Raw genomic sequence first — 17,646 nt, 5'->3', positions numbered from 1 at the left:
GATCTAGAACAGGTTTTTATTTTTAAACTCGAGCGATAATAGCCTCAATCAACAAATAGTCACACAGTAGTTCACGGAGAACAACATGAAAACTAAACTAAGCATTGCAATACTTACTTCTTTACTAGCTCTTTCTCCTGCAGCACACGCTAACTTTAGCGTTAATGTTGGCGCAATTAATGTTAACCCTGATAACGATGGCTCAAAGATTAACGAAGCACCTACTCTTGGTTTAAAAGGTGATTCAAATACTCAGTTAGGTATTACTGTAGATTATGCATTTAACGACCAATGGGTGTTAGAGCTTATTGCAGCAACGCCATTCTCTCATGATGTAGAAGGTACAGGCGGTTTAGCTGGTAATAAAATTGCCGACATTAAACATTTACCACCATCACTGGTTGCACAATACCACTTTTTAGACAGCAGCTACGCACTTCGTCCATTTGTTGGTGTAGGTATTAACTATACGACGTTCTTTGACGAGCAGCCTTCTGCAGCACTTAAAGCAACTTTAAATACTGACGACGTGGAAGTAAAACTAGATGATTCATTTGGTTTTGTTGCTCAAGTAGGTGCTAACTACAAGATTGATGAGAAATGGGGCCTACACGCTATGGTATCTATCATGGATATAGATACTGATGCGACTGTATATGCTAATGGCGCAAAAGCATTAACTTCAACCGTGTCACTTGACCCTGTTGTAGCTATGTTTGGTCTTAAATACTCGTTTTAATAACGATTATGTGTGTGTTAAAAAGGCCGTAAGGCCTTTTTTTTGCGTGTAATTAACGAGGTAAGTTATTTACTTTTTTTTGCTCAAGCATTTCTTTCCAATGAATTATTTCTGCCGGTAAAATAGGTGCTACGCCTTCAAAACCAGCAACCTCCAGCATATGCTCAACGCTTACCACCCCTTTTTTACTTTTAAATACGCCACGTACATAGGCAATTGCATGTAAGCCACGCTCTGAATGAAATTTTTGTTCAATATAAAAGTATTTATGATCCCAGCCGACTAAACGGGTACTAATGGTAAAGCGCTGCATAGGCTTAATATCACGGATATAAGTAATGGCGGTTGCATTAACAATAGGAAACCAACGACGCTTCATTATTTGCTTTAGTAAACCAACTCGCTCGGTCATCCATGTGCGCGATAAATCCATCATTGCTAAATAGCGTGAATTAGTTAAGTGCAAATTAATATCACAGTCACTTGGCAGTGCTTTGTAGTCTATATCAACCGTGTCTAACAATGATTGATAATCACGATTACGTTTAATTTTGAAAAATAATAGCAGCAGTCTAAAATATAAATTCACAGTTGAGGTCTTACCAGTTTGTTTTTTGTGAGTGTATCATAGCAATTGCTCCCCTAGGGTATTTTTACACCAAGGGGACAATCACTAAGAAAGGTTGTTTTAATATCTATCTTTAAACTTTAACCGTTTTACGATTAATACCGTAATCACGTAGTTTATTAGCTACCGCTGTATGACTTAGCCCTAAGCGCTTAGCTAACTGACGTGAACTTGGATAAGCTGGATAAAGCTTACGCAATAAGGTAGCTTCAAAACGCTTAACCGCTTGATCAAGCGAGCCCTCAAAATCAGACTCTAAATAGCCTAAATCATGGGTAAAGGTCGGCAGTTGTAAATGCTCAACTCGCAATTCACTGTCTTCTAACAACGATACCGCACGGTAAATAGCATTTTCTAATTGGCGCACATTACCTGGCCATGGGTAATCTTGTAAAAACGTTAAACATTCTTCAGATAGCTCAGGCACAGTATGGCCATTTTGCTGCGCATATTTTTGAATAAAGTGTTCAGCAAGTGGGCCAACATCGGCTTTACGATCTCTCAGTGGTGCAATTTCTAACGTTAGTACATTAATGCGATAGTATAAGTCTTCTCTAAATACGCCCTCTTGCACCATTGCAGGTAAATCTTTTTGGGTAGCAGCAACTATGCGAACATTTACTTTAACTTCGTTTTCGTCGCCTACTTTTCGAAACGTGCCGTCTTGTAAAAAGCGCAGTAATTTAGTTTGGAGCTGAGTCGACATTTCACCCACTTCATCTAAAAATACTGTTCCACCATCCGCTTGTTCAAGTACACCGCGTTTAGGCGCTGCATTTTCTTCATATCCGGCGTAACCAAAAAGCTCTGACTCGGCAACATCATCTGGTAACGAGGCACACGATAAAGCGATAAACGGCTTTACTGAGCGGTTAGATGCATAGTGACAAGCTCGCGCTAATAACTCTTTACCTGTGCCGGTTTCACCGGTGATAAGAATGGGGGCTTCAAGTTGCGCCATTTTTCGCGCTTCGCGTACAACACGACGCATCGCCGTACTAAAATTATGAATTGTCGCAAAGCTTTCTTGGCCATAGCGTCTAAACGCACTCACTTGCTGACCTAGGCGGCTTTGCGATTTTATATTTATTACCGCGCCCGCTAATACATCCCCCTCACTGCCTTGTGGTACAGCAATAGGTAAAATATCGGCAATAAAGTCTTCACCTGCCACTTCTACACGGGTAGTTTGCCCAAGTACTTCTTTGCCTTCTAACCAACGGGTAAAATTAAAACCTTTAAGTAAATTATTGATATTGGCGCCAATGACTTCTTTTTCTGTTAGCTGTAAGTCTTTACACGCCGCGTCGTTACACAAACGCACCCAGCCTTTAGCATCAATAGATATAACACCATCTGGCAGTGCTCTTAATAAGGTGTTTAATTCATTGTGCTCACGTTCAGACGGTAAAAACGCGGTGGTACGTACATCATGTACACCATCGATCAATCGAATTGAAGGCATAATTTTTTGAAATTGTTCAAATTCAATTTCAGGAAAACTCACATACATACGGCAATTAACTGAGTCGACTTCAATTCCTTTCAAGTCAACATTGTAGCTAACTAAAATATTAAGAATCTCTTGAGCAATACCAACTCGGTCTGCACAGTGAATATCTAAACGCATACACCCTCAGGTAAGGAAAAAACTAATTGGCGTGAATAATACGCTAACTATGATTATCAGCATAGTTTATTGTAAAGAAATTTGGACGAAAAATGTTTTTTTACTTCCTAGAGCGCTTTTTCAAGCACTTAAAATATTTAATCTTGGCTGCTCACTAAAAGTCGGGGTCATTCCATGTAAATATAGCCAAACTAACTTTGTATAAATTATATTCTCCAATGGGCTAATCATTGCTGTGCATCCGCTAATATTTGCTCATGTTTAATCTAAACGGTGATTATTAAAATAAAGTAGTAAAGGTTAACGATTGTTGAATAACTTGGTGCTTGTAACCCCCCGTAAATAAAGCGGTTTTATATTTTTTCAATAGAACTTAAAACCGGATAAAAGATAGCTTTGCAAAGACAATGTTACTTGTGTTGTTAAATATCTTTTTTGATAAGTTTAGGTGTTTAGTGCAACAACTAGAACTTTAGCTGTTGGTATTTAACAATTACATAACGGATGTGTGATAGCGCGCTCAACGCTTCCCCTCGTACAAAGGTCTATGTATACTTAAGCGCAATTGTAACTAGGATAAGGGTGTGACTCTTACCTAAACGTATAGCTGCGTTTAGCAAACCATTACCTTAGCTGCATAAAAACACTGATGATCGAGCATTTATTATACTTTTTAGAAGTAACAATTTAGCTAAATAAAAAACCACAAGGTCATCAAAACAATAATGAATTAGGAAGTAAATATGAGTTCAAATTCTGACAGTGGCTGGTTTGGTCACCCTAAAGGACTTTCAACCCTGTTTTTCACAGAAATGTGGGAACGAATGAGTTACTACGGTATGCGAGCTATGCTCGTATTATTTATGACAGCAAGTTTACAACAAGAAGGCTTAGGATTTACCGTTGCTTCTGCTGCTGCAATTTATGGCTTATACACAGGTTCAGTATACTTTTTAGGTTTACCTGGTGGCTGGTTAGCAGATAGATTATTTGGTGGTCAAAAAGCAGTATGGTACGGTGGTATCATCATCATGTGTGGCCACATTATTTTAGCCGTTCCGCATGAATATTCTTTTTTCATTGGTTTAATCTTTGTCGCAACGGGTACTGGTTTACTTAAACCTAATATCAGTGCCATGGTTGGTCAGCTTTATACTGACGAAGATGAACGCCGTGACGGTGGTTACGCTATTTACTACATGGGTATTAACTTAGGTTCTTTAATTGGTTACTACGTTTGTGGTTACTTTATGGAAAACGTAGGTTGGCACTGGGCATTTGGTGCAGCTGCTGTAGGTATGGCTATTGGTTTAATACAATACAAACGTACACTTAATAACTTACCAGAACATAGCTCGTTACCTGCGAATCCATTAAGCCCTAAAGGTGCTTCACGCGCATGGGGCGGTATTGCTGCGTTTGTAATTGTTGTTGCCAGCGTGACTGCTGCTGCGATGACAGGCGCTATAGTTATTAACCCGACTATTGTTGCAGGTTACACAGCAGTTGTATTTACTGTTATCTTTTTCATTTACTTTGGCCTTGTTTATTTCAAAGGCAAACTAACCGACGCTGAAAAGCAAAGAATGTGGGCGCTATTTTTAGTCTGTGTCGCTTCTGCGTGTTTTTGGTCTGGTTTTGAGCAAGCGGGTTCTTCATTAAACCTATTTGCTCGTGACTACACAGACCGTCTTATTGGCACATTTGAAATTCCAACGACTTGGTTCCAATCTTTAAACTCGCTATTTATTATTGCCCTATCACCATTTTTTGCCGCTCTTTGGATTAATTTATCTAAGAAAATGGTTTCGCCTACTTATAGCGTAAAATGTGCGTTGGGCTTAGTTATTATGGCTTCAGGCTTTTTAGTTATGTTTATGGCAGCACATTATGCAGCTGAAGGCTTAAAAGTAGCTCCTTACTGGCTGGTTACAACGTATTTCTTACATACAGTGGGTGAGCTTTGTTTAAGCCCAGTTGCATTGAGTGCGGTAAGTAAATTATCTCCTCGTCGCTATACGGGTCAAATGATGGGTGTATTTGTACTGACATACTCAATTGGTAACGTAATTTCAGGCTTACTTGCTGGTAACTTTGATCCTAACAATGTTGCAGAAATTCCTAACCTTTACTTACAAATTGCATTATTTAGTATCGGTGTAGGTATCATCTTAGTGCTGATGAGCTTCAAAGCTAAGGTATGGGAAAAACAAGGTTTAGAACAAACCGCACCAGCACAATAATTTAGGTTTATCACAGTGCGTAATTATGCGCTTTGACTAATGATATTAAATACCCCCTGCAGCTAACTGCAGGGGGTATTTTTATGGCTAACTAACCTAATTGTTACAGCGTAATACTACACAGTAAGTGAGTTAATGAATCAAACCCTCAGTATCTATTGCTTTGTTAATGTTGTGAGCAGCTACGCTCAGGTTGAGTGTAAACAATAGAATACAAAAACCACTCTTTTTTTAGTATGAAAAAACTAAAAAAACAGATGGGCAATTAAATTTAAAAACAATAAATTCAATAACATAAATAAAAAATACGTACATTATCCGAGCTAGCTAATTTTTACTTACCTCGGCACGTATGTAAATAAATATCATACTTTGCTAACCGTCCCGTAAAATTTACACACGCGCTATTTACTAAATAACAACACCCTCTTCCCCAAAGCAGTAATCTGGTTAATCATGCAGGCAATACGATAACTAATAATCGCAGTGCTTAATTGCGGGAGTAATTATAATGAGTGAAGTAAATAATCCTTTAGGTTTGGTTGGTATTGAGTTTACTGAATACGCAACACCCGATGCCGATTACATGGACAAAGTGTTTACCGATTTTGGTTTTTCAAAATTAAAAAAATTTAAAGGTAAAGACATTGTTTATTACAACCAAAACGATATTCATTTTTTACTAAATAATGAACGCGACGGCTTTTCAGCTGAGTTTGCTAAAAACCACGGCCCAGCAATTTGTTCTATGGGCTGGCGTGTAGAGAACGCTCAAGCAGCGTTTGAAGCTGCGGTTAAGCGTGGCGCTAAGCCTGCCACTGATGCAGCTAATAAAGACTTACCATACCCTGCTATTTACGGCATTGGCGATAGCTTAATTTACTTTATTGAACAATTTGGAGATAAAGGCTCTATTTACGATAATGATTTCGAAGATCTGAGCGAGCCAAACAAAGTAGAGAGTAAAGGCTTCTTACGTATCGATCACTTAACCAACAACGTATATAAAGGTACTATGGAAACATGGGCTAACTTTTACAAAGACGTGTTTGGTTTTACCGAAGTACGTTACTTTGATATTAAAGGCCAAAAAACAGCCCTGCTTTCATATGCATTAAAATCACCATGTGGCACCTTCTCTATTCCAATCAATGAAGGTAAAGGTAACGATAATAACCAAATTGATGAATACCTAGGTGAATACAATGGCCCAGGTGTGCAACATTTGGCGTTCTTAACTGACGACTTAGTAAGCTCATTAGATAAGCTTGATAAATCGACTATCGCTACTTTAGATATTATTCCAGAGTACTACGATACTATTTTTGACCGTGTTCCATGGGTTAAAGAAGACAAAGAGAAAATCCGTGAACATCAAATCCTTGTTGATAGCCAAAGCGAAGATTGCTACTTACTGCAAATTTTCTCTAAAAACTTATTTGGTCCTATCTTCATTGAAATGATTCAACGAGTTGATGATGGCGGCTTTGGTGAAGGTAACTTCCAAGCGCTATTCGAATCAATCGAGCGAGATCAAGAACGCCGCGGCGTTTTATAAGCAAATAAAGTAACTTTAAAAAGCAGCGTATTTCGCTGCTTTTTGTCGTTTAATCGTAATTGAGAGGTAAAACTATCTCTCTGTGTGTTTAAATCGCGCTTTTCATCACCATATAGCTAGGTAATAGATGAAATTAACGGGTGCTATATTCTTATTTAATAAATTGATATTTATACTGATAAGCGCGACCAACTAAACCAAAGGAAATGTAATGAGTTTAATTAACGAAACCCATGATATAAATTTAACTAGCTGGGTAGCATCAGCAAATGATGCACAATGTGACTTCCCTATTCAAAACCTACCTTTTGCAGAAGTACGTCGCAAAAATAGCAATGAAGCTTTTCGTGGTGCTGTTGCCATTGGCGATCAGGTTATTGATTTAGCAAAAGTAAATGAACTCGGTATTTTTTCAGGTGACGCCCAAACAGCCGTTGCATCTGCAAGTAACCCGACTTTGAACGAGTTTATGGGATTAGGTGAGCAATATTGGTCAGCGCTTCGTTTAGCACTGTCTAAAGCATTACGTGAAGGCTCTGCTCATCAAGAGCAACTAGCACAAGCGCTTATACCACAAACCGAAATTGAATTTGCTCTACCTTGTCGCATTGGCGATTACACTGACTTTTACACATCAATTTATCATGCGACTGCCGTAGGAAGTTTATTCCGTCCCGATAACCCATTACTACCAAACTACAAATGGGTGCCGATTGGTTATCATGGTCGCTCATCGTCTATTGGCGTGTCTGGGCAGCAGTTTCATCGCCCTAAAGGACAAACTAAAGCGCCAGATGCAGAAGTTCCTTCATTTGGTCCATGTAAGCGCCTTGACTACGAGCTGGAACTAGGTATTTACCTAGGTAAAGGTAATGATCTGGGCGATGCTATTGCAATTGAAAATGCTGAAAAGCATGTATTCGGCTTTTGTGTTTTCAACGATTGGTCAGCACGTGATTTACAAGCATGGGAATACCAACCGCTTGGTCCATTCTTAGCGAAAAATTTCGCATCAACCGTGTCTCCATGGATTGTTACCACCGAAGCACTTGCACCATACAGAACAAGCTGGACGCGTGATGAAAATGATCCGCAGCCACTCGAGTACTTAGAATCAACGGCTAACCGTGATCAAGGTGCATTTGATATTCAAATGGATGTTAAAATTCAAACACAAAAAATGCGTGATGAAGGCTACAACCCAACTCAAGTGTCTAAGTCTAGCTTTAAGCACTCATACTGGACTGTAGCGCAAATGGTAACTCACCATACCGTAAACGGGTGTAACTTTATGCCAGGCGACATGCTGGGCTCTGGCACGCAATCAGGGCCTACTCACGAAGAAGCGGGTTCATTACTTGAGCTTTCTCGTGGTGGTAAAGAAAAGATTACTTTAAGTAACGGCGAGCAGCGTAGCTTCTTGGAAGATGGCGACAACGTTATAATGCGTGGCTGGTGTGAAAAAGAAGGCTTTGCACGTATTGGCTTTGGCTTTGTAGAGAGCACCGTACTACCAGCAAAATAATATATAAAATCAATAAACTAGTAAAAAAGGGTTGTTGAATAAGCAGCCCTTTTTTATTAATTAAGCCGAAGTTACAATTTTTTTCTGGCTTTTTTAGTTCAAATTGCTATCTTGAATCCGTTAATAGCCAGTATTTATGTGACATGCCTGTATTTATAAAGTCTTTTTTTAATAAACATTTCCCAGCTCGTCAGCTGCTCATTCGCCAAAATGGTGAAGTAAAGCATGTTGTTTTGGCGCCTTGGTTACAGGTTTCTGCGCTTGCTATTATTTTCATTGCTATTGCATGGATCAGTGTTTCGAGTATCCGTGTTTATATGCAAACACACCAAATTTCTCATATCGAGCAAACTCAGCTTGATAAGCAAGTACAATGGCAACAAAAAGTAAAGCAACAGCAACAACGCTACGCATTGCAGCAAGAACAGTTAGCTGAACTTGAACAAAAACAAGCTTTACTTCAAGGTATGATTGAATCACTCCCAGCTTCTATCAGCAAAGATGTAATAAAATTAGAGGGTGAGCTTGAATCTTCTCCTATTAATGAGAACGAAAGCGAATTTCATGAGCCGCTCGAAGAAGATAAAACACAAAATAAACACGCACAAAACAGTTTAACCAGTTTTGAGCAGCGCTACATCTTGCTAAATCAGCAGTACGATACTAATTTCACGTTATTGGCTGCGCAGATTAATCAGCGCCATGATGCGATTATAGAAATACTCCAAGGCACGGGTCTTGAAAATGCACTGGCACAACATCTCGCGTTAAGCACGCAAACAACGGCGCAAGGTGGCCCGCTAGATATACTCGATGAAAGTAAAATTCCTAGTAACTTTCTAGTCATTGCAGATAAGTTGTTATTGTTAAACCAGCTAGAGAGCTTTTTAACTGAGTTGCCAAGTACCCTGCCCTTACCTGCTGCAAAATATTATATTTCCAGTAATTTTGGACTTAGAAAAGACCCAATGAATAAAAGGCGCGCTTTTCATAAAGGCATTGATTTAGCTGGGTGGCATAAAACAGAAATTTTTGCCCCTGCCGATGGCACGGTTCGTCGAGCTGGCCGTAATGGCGGTTATGGTAACTTTATAGAGTTAGAGCATAAAAACGGTGTTGTAACGCGCTTTGGTCACTTAAACAAAATTAATGTTAAAAAAGGTCAATTAGTCACAAAGCACGATGTCATTGGCTTAATGGGCAGTACCGGAAGAAGTACAAGTACTCATTTACACTATGAAGTATTAATAGACGACAAGCATGTCAATCCACTAAAAATAACAAAGGCGCTTTCTCGTGTTTGGTAAAAATAAACAAGCAAAAACAGACTCATCTATTAAGAGAGTGAGTCACACTCCCTCAATCATTTCTAATGATGTGCGTATAACGGGCTCTTTGGTAAGCCAAGGTGAAGTACAACTCGACGGACGTATTGATGGTGACATTAAGGCCGAACATTTAGTGATTGGCACCTCAGGTGTTGTTGAAGGCGTTGTTGAGGCAAGCAGTGTCGTTGTTAAGGGTAAAATCATCGGCTCTTTAAATGCAAGTGAAGTAAAGATCGAAAATAATGCTCATGTACTTGGCGATATATTTCATGACACCCTGAGCATAGAAGCAGGTGCTATTATTGAAGGCAGTTTAAAGCAGCGCTTTGAAAAAGAAGTGATTGAGCATGCTAAAGATAAGCCAAAACCAGCTCACGACGTAAAAGCCATTGTTGATAATGAAGACAGCGGGCTTTCGTTTGTTAATAAGCAGCCTGCAGCTAAAAGCTAGCTACATTAGTTTATAATGGTTTAGCCTGCCTGTTGGCTAAACCATTAATCACCTCTTTAAAATCCCGTTAGCGGCTTATACACTTACTTTTTCTGTGTTATATACATGGTTATGTCTGCGGTAAAAACCAGTTCGTTACGCGTATTGTAAAGCTTTACCGGTACGACTAAATCTTCTTTATCAATCCATTGATGAGGCAAGTCAATTTCAGCGATAGCGGTAACATCAGTGTCTACCTTAGCCAGGTACTGTACTGTCATTCCCTTAGGGATCCAACGGTGGGTTTTATAAGGTACTGTTGCATCAACCATCACCCCCGCACACAGCTCAGCCAAATTACATTGTGCGATAGCGTGAATAGTGCCAATGTGATTGTGTACACGGCGTGTGTTTTTAACCACTGCACTACAGTGCCCTGCTTTTAAATCTAAAATAGTAGGTTTCATAGAGCCAAAGTAAGGCGCTTTAAAACATACGGCTTTACTAAACAGCCAGTTACCAAACGGCAGCTTTTTAAATTTATGCCACGTTTTTATTAATGCAGACTCATTACTCATTATTGTTTTTCCATTGTCTTTGCTTAAAAAGCAAATTAACACATCGGATCAGTTTAAAGAAGTGTGATACTTAAACAAAAATAATCATAATAAAGTTAAAAGTAGGTAACATGTCTGATGCATCGGTCATAAGCCCTTTCTTTTTCATCAGTCGCCACTTAAAATACCGACAAAAGGAGACCTGATGCAAACACAGCCCGCTAAACCAAACTTAATTTTATTACTGATCTTAGCGTTACTCGTCATTTTTTGTCCTATGGGCATTGATATTTATTTACCTGCCTTTCCTACTATTGCAGAGCAATTTTCAGTGAGCGAAAAACAAGTACAGCAAACGGTGGCTATTTTTATGCTTACTGTTGGTTTGGGGCAATTAATTGCAGGCCCTCTTGCTGATCGTTTTGGACGTAAGCCGGTAGCCTTAACCGGTGTAACTTTATATGGACTGGCGGCATTAGGTGCATACTATGCTCCTAGCTTTTTAATACTGATGTTTGCTCGTGCAATTCAAGGGTTAGGCGCATGCGCCACCTTTGTTGTTGCTTTTGCAATAGTAAGAGATAAGTTTGGTAGTGAACGCAGTGGCCAAATAATTACCTACCTAAACGGGATCGTGTGCTTTATTCCAGCGTTAGCACCCATTTTAGGTGCGTGGTTAACCGTGCAGTTTGGTTGGCAAATGAACTTTCTATTTCTAACTGGTTTTGCATTATTAGGATTTATTGTCACCTTATTATTGTTTAGAGAAACACGCCCAGTAGACAGCCATTACCAGGGGCATATCTTAGATCTAAGGCGCTTTATCCCAATTATTTCAACTCCGTTATTTTTATTTAATAGCTTGCTATGTATGGTCACTATGTCGGCTATATTAGTATTTGTAACATTGGCTCCTGGTTGGCTTATTACTGAATTAGGGGGCAGCGTAGCCGACTTTACCTTTTGGTTCTCGCTTAATGCAGTGCTTAGTATTCTTGCTAGCTTTATCATGCCTATTTACATTAAACGCCAACCAAAAAGAGCACTAAAAGCAGGTCTTGTGTTGTTAGTGAGTGCAGGCTTACTGATGCTAGTATTAAGCCAATATAAAACCCCATTAGCATTAATGATCCCTATGTTTATTGCTGCCTTTGGTTTTGCTTTAACACTTGGCTCTGCCGCTGGACGAGCTTTAAGTCTGTTCCCTAAGCAAGCTGGCACCGCCTCAGCTCTTTTAGGAGCGATGCAAATGAGTGGGGCAAGTTTATTGGTGTTTATTACTCAATATTTAAACTTATCTACACCCGAGCTTATAGGCACACACTTTTTATTATTAATTCCCTTTTCTTACTTACTATTTCGTTATACTAAATATGCTTAGGCGCTAAAGCGTTTTCTATTACTCTTCAATTTTGGCTAATTCAGGTTTTACCTGATTAGCCGCCCCTAATTCAAATACAAATGTATATTTTTTGTTTAATACTGGCTACTTTAAAGTTAAATAGTTTTGTTTTTGTAGATAAAATAGCTTGTTTTCTGCTTTATATTATTTTACTGTCTGCTAAAGTTAACAATTAGTTAACCAATTAATTCTAGGATAATATAATATGAAAAAGAATAAACTCGCCTTAGCATTAGTTCTTACTGGTATTTGTTCAGCAGGTGCTGCCCAAGCTGCGAACGATCGCTTCATCATCCAAGTTGATAATAATAAAAAAGGTGTTGTTAAAGCGCTGACTAAAAAACTAGGTGGTGACATTAAAGTAGATGGCAATGGATTCATTGCAGCCAAGTTTACTGGACAAGATTTAAGTAGCTTAAAAGGCCTGCTTAACAACCCGCATATTAAACTCATTGAAGAAGATCATAAGCGCGTTCCTATGTCATTATTTAACGATGATGTAGGTGATGCCATGCAGCAACAAATTACGCCATATGCGGTTTATCAATCACAGGTTGATCAAGTTACTTTTGATGCCAATGCAGGCATGAAAGTATGTGTTATCGATTCAGGCTTAGATAGCTCAAACCCTGATTTTGTTTGGGGTAACATTACTGGCGATAACGACAGCGGTACTGGAAATTGGTTTGATAATGGCGGTCCACACGGGACGCATGTCGCCGGTACGATTGGTGCTGCAGATAATAACCTCGGTGTTGTGGGTATGGCACCGGGTGTGGCAATGCACATTATTAAAGTATTTAACGAAGCGGGTTGGGGTTACTCATCTGATTTAGCTCAAGCGGCTGATTTATGTTCTCAAGCAGGTGCAAATATTATTAGCATGAGCTTAGGAGGCGGTGGCTCAAACAGTACAGAGTCAAATGCGTTTGCTAACTTTACTAATGCTGGCGGCCTTGTAGTTGCTGCAGCGGGTAACGATGGTAATAACGTACGTTCTTATCCTGCGGGCTACTCATCGGTGATGATGGTCGGCGCTAATGATGCCGATAATCAAATTGCTGACTTTTCACAATTCCCAAGCTGTTCATCTGGCCGTGGTAAACGCGCAACTAATGATGAAACAATTTGTGTTGAAGTAACTGCTGGTGGTGTTGATACTCTATCGACCTACCCTGCGGGCATGGCAACAGCAGCGAGTATGTCGGCTGATGGCACAGCATATAATTCATCAGCAATGGAAAATGCAGGTCAAATCACTGCGAGTACCTACTTTATGGGAACTGGCGAAACAGTTGATCCATCGGCGGCTGGTAAAGTATGTATGATTGACCGCGGCGTTATTTCATTTTATGACAAAGTCGCTAACTGTGAAAACTCAGGCGGTGTAGGTGCGGTTATTATCAACAATGAAGCTGGCATGTTATACGCAACACTAGGTGATACCAACGATACTACAATTCCCGCTGTAGGCGCTGCATTTGAAGATCGTAGTGCATTAGTCGCTAGTACAAACGTGACAATTAATATTGGCGCAACTGATTATGGCTTTATGAGTGGAACGTCAATGGCAACTCCTGCGGTTTCAGGTATTGCTGCGCTAGTATGGTCTAATCATAGTGACTGTACAGGCACAGAAATTCGCGATGCGTTAAAGGCAACTGCGCAAGATCAAGGGGCTGCTGGTCGTGACGATTACTTTGGCTACGGTATTGTAAAAGCGGCTGACGCTGATGCTTACCTTACAGCAAACGGCTGTGCGGGTGGCGATACTGGTGGTGTTGATCCAGAGCCAGGCGTAGATGCTATCTCTCTTAGCGCTTCAGGTTACAAATCAAAAGGCACTAAATTTGTTGATTTAAGTTGGAATGGCGCGGCAACAAGCCAAGTTGATATCTACCGCAATGGTAACAAAGTCATTACCACTGCAAATAATAATACCTACAGCGACAGCATTAATACTAAAGGTGGCGGCACCTATACATATCAAGTGTGTGAAGCGCTGAGCACTACGGTGTGTTCAAATAATATCACCGTTAGTTTTTAATAAATTTAGCACTTCATTATGTTTAAAAGCATAACGACTAGTTTTAAAAGAACTTAGTATCCTCAACTTAGCGGGCAATATGCCCGCTTTTTATTTTCCTCATTGCTTGATAAAATCACTTACCACTTCTTTTTCGTACTATTTAATGATCAACCCCGACTTTTTGCTCTCATTTTTACTCGCTAGCTTTTTAATGGCCGTTGCGCCTGGGCCATCAAACGCGTTTTTAATGGCGCAAACTTTTGCAAATGGGCGAAAAGCAGGTATGCAGAGTGCTTTTGGCTTTGCGTTAGGTGGCGTAGTACATACATTTTTTGCGGTTGTCGGTTTAAGCGCTATTTTAAAAGCTTCTGAAACTGCCTATGCCAGCGTACAATATGCAGGTGCAGCCTATTTATGTTACTTAGGGTTTATGATGCTTAAAGACACCTTTAAGCCCCCCATTTGCGAGCAAGAAGATAAGCCTCATGTTACCACCAGTAAAAACAAAAACGTGATGTTTCAAGCTATGATGACCGAAGTACTAAATCCTAAGGTGGCTTTGTTTTTTATTGCTTTTATCCCACAATTTGTAGACCCTAGCTTGTCATCTGCAACTTTTCAGCTGGCGTTTTTTGGGCTACTGTATCCAATCTTTGCTTTTCCTATCGACTGCACGTATATTTATTTCGGCGATAAAATAGCCCAGTTTTTTAAAAGTCACCCTAATAGCCAACTTTGGATAGATAGGTTCACAGGCATTGTATTTATTGCCTTGGCTATCAATTTATTACTCTAACTAATAAGAATCAGCATGGACCAAAAAATACAATCTCTTCCAGCTAAGAAAAACATAGCCCTTGTTGCACATGATGGAAAAAAAGCCGCGTTAAAATTATGGTGTGAAAAACACACTCCAATGCTAAGTAAACATAAGCTATACGGCACTGGTACAACCGGACATTTAATAGAAAAAACCACCGGTTTGAATGTCGTGCAATTACTCAGTGGACCTATGGGGGGTGATCAGCAACTTGGTGCTAAAATAGCGGAACATGAAATTCATGTGTTAATCTTTTTTTGGGATCCTCTGGCATCTCAGCCGCACGACCCTGATGTAAAAGCATTGCTTCGTTTAGCCGCAGTGTGGAACATTCCTGTTGCTTGTAATGAAGTAAGCGCTGATATGTTACTAAGCTCTCCCCTTATGGACACCGAGTTTGAGCGTTCTTTGCCAGATTACGAAAAGTACCTCGCAACCCGACAAATCTCCTTATAACAGCTTATTTATAAAGCATACTCGCCCATTTAGTCAGACCAGCGGTGACACTGCCAAAGTGATCACCGTTAACCATTTTAATGTCACCTAAGTGGGTTTTTAAAGCCGCTTTGATCAGTGGTGATTGCGCGCTACCACCCGTTAAATAAATTACATCTGGGGTGGTGTTTGCATCTGCAATGGCCTGTTTTGCTAATGTGACTATTTGACTAATACTGTCGTCAACGGCTAATGCTAATTCATTAATAGAGATATCTTTATCAAGTGATGAATCTAAAAATGTTAAATCACAATTAAAGTTTTCAGACGAGCTTAGTGCAATTTTTGCCGCTTCAGCTTGTTGAACTAATTGATGCCCTTGCTTATTTTGCTGTAAATGGATAAGCCGTTTGTATAAATCGGGCGCACTCACATCGCGTAGCTGTGCACTCAGTTCACGATAATGCTGAGCACTATAAAACTGACTTTGTAAATTCACATCGTTAATTTTACATGCTTGCCAAAATGCTTGATTCGGTAATGGTAAACCCGATTTAAAAGTACTGCCTAAGCCAAGTAACGGCATTAAACCATGATAGCTCAGAGCAATATCTAAATCATTACCGCCTACTCGCTTTCCGCTATGTGCTAAAAAGTCTGCGTCTCGTTGTTGTTTATTCCTAAAACTGGGCCCCATTTGTACAAATGAACAGTCACTTGTACCACCACCAATATCTATTACCAGCACTTTTTGGTCTTGCGTTAAATCACTTTCATAATCAATCCCGGCGGCAAGTGGTTCATATAAAAATTCCACATCTTTAAAGCCGGCTCGGTTTGCTGCACGTGTTAAAATGCCCACGGCTTGTTGGTTTGACTGCTCACCACCAACTGCTTGAAAATTCACTGGGCGACCAATAACAGTTTGGCTCAGCGTATACCCTAACGATGATTCGGCACGTTGTTTTATTTTTAAAATCATTGCAGTGGCAATATCTTCAAAAAAATTAATTTGTCCTTGCTTTAAACCAGTAGCGCCAAAAAATGATTTAGGGGATTTTACAAAATAACCTTCTTCAGGAAATTGCACATATTCACTAATCGCCTCTCGGCCGATGAATAGAGTCTCGTCGCCGGCTTGTAGGTCTAGGTCTGATTTAATTCGCGCAAGCGTATTAAGTAATGGTTGGCGCGCGGTTTTATAGCCATGCTCATGCTCTGAGCCCTGCAAGTGCTGCGCTACAAAATCAACGACTAAGGCACTATGATGTGTGTATAACGTTGATGGAAGATAATGTTTGCCTTGCTCTAAAGGAATGAGCTGAACACGCTCTTCGTTTAAAACACCCATAGCACAATTAGAACTACCATAATCAAAACCAACGAACATAGATCACCAAACATCACTAAAAAGGCCGCGCAATTTAGCATAATTGCTAAAAAATATATACTGAATTGGCCTACACTCGTTATTTTTCGGGTCTTTCCCGTAAGAAGCTGGCAAAACGCGGCAAGCCATTTTTAGTGTACCCGTGGTATCGATAAGTAATTGTTGCGCCTATAGCTGGCGGATACTTTCGCTCTTTATCGCTAAAACCCGTACCAATAGAAAATGTCAGCCCTTGTTTTGTCTGTACTTTCAATGCACCAAGCATTCCTGCGTATTTACCTTTACCCGGTAAATGTTCAATCACTAACGCTTCGGCATCTAAATAAGGCTTGAGTTTTAACAATGCACTAGAGCGACCAGTTGTATGCTTAGCCTCTGCTAAATGAAGCATAACGCCCTCGCCGCCTTGTTTAGTAACCTGATTAAAATAATTACTGAGTTGCTGATTGTCGCTAAATTGATTTTGCTTAACCGCTTTAATATGGGGACTATTTAGCTTAGTAATAAGTGACAAGTAATTTTGATAACGACGGTGAAAAGGCATGCTTGTATCTGGCATATCAAACACCTGATAAGTAACGGTTTGCCATTGCAAATCGTTGGGTATTTTTGTTCTGACAATACCACTGAGTACAGAAAATTGACCTCGTTTGGTCCATAACTCACCATCTAACCAAATATCTGGCAAAGGAGCGGTAAACCACTCAGGCGGGTTTATGGAGTTGCCTTGACGGGTTACAAACTGCTTTCCCGTCCAGATTGCTCTAACTCCATCAAACTTTTCACTCACCAAGTATTGGCGAATATCCTCATGCTTAGTTTCGTCGTAAACATTAGCAAGTTGCACTGGAGGCAATTGCGCCAATAAGCTAGCACTAAAAAGAGTTAAAAAAGTAAACAGCGTTGCTTTAATCATCACCATTGCTGCATCC

Annotated in this window: 15 protein-coding genes; 10 read left to right on the top strand and 5 right to left on the bottom strand. The window is 39.9% G+C overall.

The window, feature by feature from the left end; all coding sequences use genetic code 11:
* The first annotated feature begins 85 nt into the window (after positions 1–85).
* Positions 86–739, top strand: coding sequence for an OmpW/AlkL family protein (locus ACNSN2_RS03935; RefSeq protein ID WP_010391257.1), 654 nt, complete (start codon positions 86–88; stop codon positions 737–739).
* Between the two features lie 52 nt (positions 740–791).
* On the opposite strand, the gene ACNSN2_RS03930 is transcribed toward ACNSN2_RS03935, so the two are convergent.
* On the bottom strand, positions 792–1,328 hold the full coding sequence (locus ACNSN2_RS03930) for a thioesterase family protein (protein WP_008109547.1): 537 nt from the start codon (positions 1,326–1,328) through the stop codon (positions 792–794).
* Between the two features lie 112 nt (positions 1,329–1,440).
* The gene (gene tyrR / locus ACNSN2_RS03925) at positions 1,441–2,997 is read right to left on the bottom strand and encodes a transcriptional regulator TyrR (RefSeq protein ID WP_008109548.1); all 1,557 of its coding nucleotides are present in this window, start codon (positions 2,995–2,997) and stop codon (positions 1,441–1,443) included.
* Positions 2,998–3,740: 743 nt separating this feature from the next.
* On the opposite strand from tyrR, the gene ACNSN2_RS03920 reads away from it, so the two are divergent.
* The 5 genes from ACNSN2_RS03920 to ACNSN2_RS03900 all read left to right on the top strand — a co-directional run bounded on the left by ACNSN2_RS03920 (position 3,741) and on the right by ACNSN2_RS03900 (position 10,102).
* Entirely contained in the window at positions 3,741–5,240 is a 1,500-nt protein-coding gene (locus tag ACNSN2_RS03920; protein ID WP_008109550.1) for a peptide MFS transporter, read from the top strand.
* A 511-nt stretch (positions 5,241–5,751) separates the two neighbouring features.
* Entirely contained in the window at positions 5,752–6,798 is a 1,047-nt protein-coding gene (gene hppD / locus ACNSN2_RS03915; protein ID WP_008109551.1) for a 4-hydroxyphenylpyruvate dioxygenase, read from the top strand.
* A gap of 211 nt (positions 6,799–7,009) precedes the next feature.
* Positions 7,010–8,323, top strand: coding sequence for a fumarylacetoacetase (fahA, locus tag ACNSN2_RS03910; protein ID WP_010391256.1), 1,314 nt, complete (start codon positions 7,010–7,012; stop codon positions 8,321–8,323).
* Between the two features lie 143 nt (positions 8,324–8,466).
* Positions 8,467–9,630: a M23 family metallopeptidase gene (locus tag ACNSN2_RS03905; protein WP_418608614.1), complete on the top strand. Its 1,164-nt coding sequence runs from the start codon at positions 8,467–8,469 to the stop codon at positions 9,628–9,630.
* Positions 9,620–10,102 (top strand): bactofilin family protein, encoded by a 483-nt coding sequence (locus tag ACNSN2_RS03900; protein ID WP_008109555.1) that lies wholly within the window; start codon positions 9,620–9,622, stop codon positions 10,100–10,102. Before ACNSN2_RS03905 ends, ACNSN2_RS03900 begins: the two co-directional genes overlap by 11 nt.
* 83 nt (positions 10,103–10,185) lie before the next feature.
* Here ACNSN2_RS03900 and ACNSN2_RS03895 read toward each other — a convergent pair whose 3' ends face one another.
* Positions 10,186–10,659, bottom strand: coding sequence for a hotdog fold domain-containing protein (locus ACNSN2_RS03895; protein ID WP_008109556.1), 474 nt, complete (start codon positions 10,657–10,659; stop codon positions 10,186–10,188).
* 184 nt (positions 10,660–10,843) lie between these two features.
* On the opposite strand from ACNSN2_RS03895, the gene ACNSN2_RS03890 reads away from it, so the two are divergent.
* The 4 genes from ACNSN2_RS03890 to ACNSN2_RS03875 all read left to right on the top strand — a co-directional run bounded on the left by ACNSN2_RS03890 (position 10,844) and on the right by ACNSN2_RS03875 (position 15,345).
* A complete protein-coding gene (locus tag ACNSN2_RS03890) occupies positions 10,844–12,019 on the top strand; it encodes a multidrug effflux MFS transporter (RefSeq protein ID WP_010391252.1) in 1,176 nt (391 codons plus the stop codon).
* Between the two features lie 226 nt (positions 12,020–12,245).
* Entirely contained in the window at positions 12,246–14,087 is a 1,842-nt protein-coding gene (locus ACNSN2_RS03885) for a S8 family serine peptidase (protein ID WP_418608612.1), read from the top strand.
* A gap of 145 nt (positions 14,088–14,232) precedes the next feature.
* A complete protein-coding gene (locus ACNSN2_RS03880) occupies positions 14,233–14,865 on the top strand; it encodes a LysE family translocator (protein WP_010391250.1) in 633 nt (210 codons plus the stop codon).
* Positions 14,866–14,880: 15 nt separating this feature from the next.
* Positions 14,881–15,345 carry a methylglyoxal synthase gene (locus ACNSN2_RS03875; RefSeq protein ID WP_008464686.1) on the top strand — a complete coding sequence of 155 codons (465 nt, stop codon included), beginning with the start codon at positions 14,881–14,883 and terminating at the stop codon, positions 15,343–15,345.
* A gap of 4 nt (positions 15,346–15,349) precedes the next feature.
* Here the strand turns inward: ACNSN2_RS03875 and yegD are convergent, their stop codons facing one another.
* Together yegD and ACNSN2_RS03865 are read right to left on the bottom strand one after the other, a co-directional pair.
* Complete coding sequence (yegD, locus tag ACNSN2_RS03870) at positions 15,350–16,714, bottom strand: molecular chaperone (protein ID WP_055011701.1); 1,365 nt, start codon at positions 16,712–16,714, stop codon at positions 15,350–15,352.
* 79 nt (positions 16,715–16,793) lie between these two features.
* Entirely contained in the window at positions 16,794–17,636 is an 843-nt protein-coding gene (locus ACNSN2_RS03865) for a DNA ligase (RefSeq protein WP_418608611.1), read from the bottom strand.
* Positions 17,637–17,646: the final 10 nt, after the last annotated feature.

It is taken from the genome of Pseudoalteromonas sp. US3C1013 (assembly GCF_048401115.1).
GTDB classification, from domain to species: domain Bacteria; phylum Pseudomonadota; class Gammaproteobacteria; order Enterobacterales; family Alteromonadaceae; genus Pseudoalteromonas; species Pseudoalteromonas undina.
This window is presented reverse-complemented; position numbering and strand designations above follow the sequence as displayed.